Source organism: Cytobacillus firmus NBRC 15306 (genome assembly GCF_001591465.1).
Taxonomy (GTDB): Bacteria; Bacillota; Bacilli; order Bacillales; family Cytobacillaceae; genus Cytobacillus; species Cytobacillus firmus.
In genome coordinates, this window is record NZ_BCUY01000150.1 from 1 (window position 1) to 4,497 (window position 4,497).

Sequence of the window (4,497 nt, forward strand, 5' to 3'; positions counted from 1 at the left end):
CTTGCCAAATACACCTAACCTAGGCCTCTTTTTAATTGCAACCCATCCCTGGGTGAAATCTTTCCAAAAAGTTGGTTTTTCAGTGGGAGTGTCTTCTGCTTTTTTCTTGGTAGATCGTATTGCTATGAAAGAAACAAAAAGTGCAGATAGTAGGAATGTTATTGCATTTACTGTATATGCAATATAAAGACCGATAGCTGCTACAAGAAATCCACCAACTACCGGCCCAATCATATCACTAATCTGTTGAGAAATAGCTCTTAATAAATTTGCAGATAATAACTGAGTTTTATCTACAATTTGAGGTGTAATACCACTGACAGCAGGTCTATATAAAGTGCTAATTAAGCCGAGAAAACCTGTTGTAGATTATCTGTAAGAACTAGTTCTGCAATTCCAGATACCGCAAGACCTCGAAGAAAGTCTGATATTACTAGATTTTTTCCCCGCTACGCTCTTACATTCGTCGACTGTACAGGCATGAAGCATTAATACCCACAAACCAATCATTATATAATAGGCACCTTTAAATGTAATAGGTTCTATTAGAAGAAATAGTTGTCTAGGAAACCTTAAATAAGGTTTTTGTTTTGGCAAGTGATTATTGCAGATGAATTGAGCCAGTTATGCGGAATTTTGAGCCAGTCAATGCGAAGTAAAGAGCCACCCTTTGCGGAAAGGAGAACCACTTTAATAAGAATCAAGAAAAGCCTCTTGTATAATAATGTTGCATGCAAACAAGCATGACATTATTATACAGGAGGTTTTTTCATGGTTAATTGTCGTAAGATTCTGGAACTGTATTTTGAAGGAGTCAGTCAAAGAACCATTAGTTCTAGCACTGGGCATTCAAGGAATACAGTTTCAAATGTCGTTCAACGTGCCAAGAAACTTGGTGTGGAAAGCTTGAATGATACAATGACCAATCCATGGCTAGAAGTGTTTCTCTTTCCAGAGAAACAAGCTGTTGAGAAAGGTTACTTCCCAGTCGATTGGGAAAAAGTGCATAAGGAGCTACAAAAAAAGAATGTCACCTTGGCATTATTGCATCACGAGTATGCGATGGAAGCACGTGATGGTGGAAAGATTCCTTATGCCTATCGTACTTTTTGCGAAAACTATGGGAAATATGCGAAGAAGTATAAGTTAACAATGCCTATTCGAAGAAAACCAGGTGAAGTCATGGAAGTAGATTGGGCTGGGAGTACGTTGCAGATTATTGATCGTTCTACAGGAGAAAAGATTCCAGCGTATGTTTTTATTGCGACCTTACCTTATAGTCAATTTAGCTATGTTGAAGCATTTTTAGATATGAAATCAGCTAATTGGCTTATCGCCCATATCCATGCATTGGAGTATTTTGGGGGAGTTCCTGAAACATTGGTACCCGATAATTTGAAAACAGGGGTTACGAAAGCTCATCGAGAAGAGCCTCTTCTGAATGAAGCCTATCGTGAATTTGCGGATTATTATCGCACAGTCATTGTTCCGAGCCGTGTCCGAAGACCAAAAGATAAAGCAAGTGTCGAAGGGACTGTTGGATATATTTCCAGACAGATTATCGCTCCACTAAGAAACTATCAATGTTTCCATCTTGAAGATTTAAACCAGCAAATCTTTGAAAAGCTAGAAGAAATCAACACCATCGATTTTCAAAAGCGACCAGGTTCACGTAAAAAGGTGTTTGAGGAAGAAGAGAAATCCTACCTTCAACAGCTTCCTCAAACGCGTTATAAACTTGCGGAATGGAAAACAGCAAAGGTTCAACTGAACTACCACATCCAAGTTGAACGAATGTATTATTCCGTTCCGTATGATTATGTCCGAGAGAATGTCGATATACGACTAACCACGGATTTAATTGAAGTTTACTTCAAAGAAGTCCGTATTGCATCACATAAACGATTAAATGGTGAAATTGGCCAGTTTTCTACGAACACGGACCATATGCCTGATAATCACCGATTATATTTAGAACATAATCCCGAAAATAATCGGAAGTGGGCAGAAACAATTGGACCATCTATGACTCGATTTGTTTCTAATATCCTGGAAATGAATGTGGAGAAAAAAGCATTAAACATCCTTAGCACACTGAGGAATGTATCTACGAAATACACAAATAAAGAAATAGAAACAGCAACGGAAACTTTACTTGAAATATCAACAAACCCGACAGTTTCTGTTTTAAAAAGCGTACTGGAGAGAAATAAGAAGAAAAAGCAAAATAAAAAAACGGATATTAACAGGCAGCCCACTACCTCTGAAGACTATGGATTTGTCCGTGGGGCTAAATACTTTGGGAGGAATAATAAATGATGAATCACGAAACATTACGTAAATTAATAGATATGAAAATGGGTGCAATGGCAGAAATATATCAACAACAAAGTCAAAATAAAGATTACAAAAGTATGGATTTTGATGATAGATTCAACCTCTTAGTAGATTATGAGTATGATAGACGTAAATCAAATAAACTTGAACGATTAATTAAGCAAGCGACATTCAGCGAACCAACGGCAGCTATTGAAGACATTGAATATCATCCAGATCGTAATCTAGACAAGAAACTAATACTAGAATTAGCAACAGGAAATTACATTCAAAATCACCATAACATTATTTTAATGGGGGCCTCGGGGAACGGAAAAACGTGGATCTCAAATGCCTTTGGGGTTCATGCATGTCGCCAATTTTACAAAGTAAAATATATTAGATTACCAGAGTTACTCGATGAATTAGCTATAGCAAAATATGAAGCAGATGGTAGTTTTCGTAAGTTAATTCAAAAATATAAAAAGATTGATTTATTGATACTAGATGAGTGGTTACTTACAGAGCTTTCAGAGGAAAACGTGCTTCACGTGTTGGAAATTATTGAAGCAAGGTTAAAGAAAGCATCGACTATTTTCTGTTCTCAATTTTCTCCAGAAGGATGGCATTCAAAACTAGGACAGGCACAAATAGCAGATGCGATTCTTGACCGAATTGTTCATGATTCTTATAAGATTCTAGTTGATGGTGAAGTTTCGATGAGAGAACGTCATGGATTGGGGGCATCAAAATGATTCCATCAGAAGTTGAAAGTCGAATAGCTAGGTATTTTTTGCATATGTATTTACCCGATGAAGTGAGGATAGCAGTAGAAGAAAGACTATTACCCTCCTGCATATGGAAATAAAGAAGAGGATTTAGATCAAGATGAACTCGTTCGTTGGGCAATTGAGATTATTGATAAGCAATTAGGAGATAAAAGATTTAGATAATACAAAGAGCTATTGGAACGAATTCTGTTCTAATGGCTCTAAATTATTTTGTATTTTGATAGCAGTGGCTCTTTCCTCCACACTTACTGGCTCAGATGTCCGCAAACAGTGGCTCAAAATTCCGCACTGCCGGCTCAATCTATCCGCAATACTCAGGCAAGTCCCCCCTCCTCACTATTTATATTGTTATATTGTCATTTTTTCATTATTTATCCAAAAAATATTTTCTGAAATTTGGAAAAAAAGATATAATTCTGATAAGATAAAAAGAAAAAGGAGTTCCACAAATATGACTTTATTAAAGATCGATCAATTAGCAGGTGGATATTCACGGAATCCGGTATTAAAGGATATTTCATTTGAAGTAGATGCTGGTCAAATTGTTGGATTGATTGGATTAAATGGGGCAGGGAAAAGTACAACCATTAAACATATTATTGGATTAATGGAAGCGCATAAAGGTTTTATTTCAATCAACGGGAAAACATTTCCGAAGGATTTAAAGGCTTATCGTTCGCAGTTTAGCTTTATTCCTGAGACTCCCATCCTATATGACGAGTTAACATTATATGAGCATCTTGAACTAACAGCAATGGCCTACGGATTAACAAAAGAAACTTTTGAAGAACGGCTTCAACCTTTATTAAAGGAATTTAGAATGGAGAAAAGATTAAAGTGGTTTCCAGCACATTTTTCAAAAGGAATGAAGCAAAAAATGATGATTATGTGTGCGTTTTTAATTGATCCTGCACTCTATATCATTGACGAACCATTTGTTGGATTGGATCCGCTTGCCATCAATTCATTGCTAGAAATGATGGAAAAGGCAAAAGCAAACGGGGCGGCCATATTGATGTCAACACATATTCTCGCTACAGTGGAACGATACTGTGATTCAATCATAATTTTACATAATGGAGAAATACGAGCTAAAGGAACATTAACGCAGCTAAGGGAACAATTTAAAATGGAGAATGCAACTTTAGACGATCTTTATATTCAGCTAACAATGGAAGATCCTGATGAAGAACATTGAGTGATGAAGGAGGAGGTATGATGTTCCTACTTCCGATGGAGCTATATGATAACTAGTCTTTCCAAAGCTATGACTTACAAATTGAGATCGTTGTTGTGATCAACTTGTTTGCACCACTCTATAAGAAAATAAAGGCTGTGAACGAAAGTAAATTTTTTTATAGTTTACCGTTACTTTTAATAGTTAAATGTT

Annotated in this window: 4 protein-coding genes; 3 read left to right on the forward strand and 1 reads right to left on the reverse strand. The window is 36.4% G+C overall.

All coding sequences use genetic code 11. From position 1 onward, the window contains the following. The coding region (locus BFI01S_RS21030; protein WP_169799796.1) for an MFS transporter at positions 1-345 on the reverse strand (345 nt) is incomplete at its 3' end. A gap of 426 nt (positions 346-771) precedes the next feature. Here BFI01S_RS21030 and istA point away from each other — a divergent pair. The 3 genes from istA to BFI01S_RS21045 all read left to right on the forward strand — a co-directional run bounded on the left by istA (position 772) and on the right by BFI01S_RS21045 (position 4,305). Further along, complete coding sequence (gene istA, locus BFI01S_RS21035) at positions 772-2,319, forward strand: IS21 family transposase (RefSeq protein WP_061794325.1); 1,548 nt, start codon at positions 772-774, stop codon at positions 2,317-2,319. Beyond that, positions 2,316-3,071 carry an IS21-like element helper ATPase IstB gene (gene istB, locus BFI01S_RS21040; protein WP_061794326.1) on the forward strand — a complete coding sequence of 252 codons (756 nt, stop codon included), beginning with the start codon at positions 2,316-2,318 and terminating at the stop codon, positions 3,069-3,071. The genes istA and istB overlap by 4 nt, the downstream gene beginning before the upstream one ends. Before the next feature lie 487 nt (positions 3,072-3,558). Then, positions 3,559-4,305, forward strand: a complete 747-nt coding sequence (locus BFI01S_RS21045) for an ABC transporter ATP-binding protein (RefSeq protein WP_061794327.1) — start codon at positions 3,559-3,561, stop codon at positions 4,303-4,305. The last annotated feature ends 192 nt before the right edge of the window (positions 4,306-4,497 follow it).

Excerpts from the sequence above, each read along its gene's own strand:
- istA (WP_061794325.1), top strand. The coding sequence starts at position 772 with ATGGTTAATTGTCGTAAGATTCTGGAACTGTATTTTGAAGGAGTCAGT.
- istB (WP_061794326.1), top strand. The coding sequence starts at position 2,316 with ATGATGAATCACGAAACATTACGTAAATTAATAGATATGAAAATGGGT.
- BFI01S_RS21045 (WP_061794327.1), top strand. The coding sequence starts at position 3,559 with ATGACTTTATTAAAGATCGATCAATTAGCAGGTGGATATTCACGGAAT.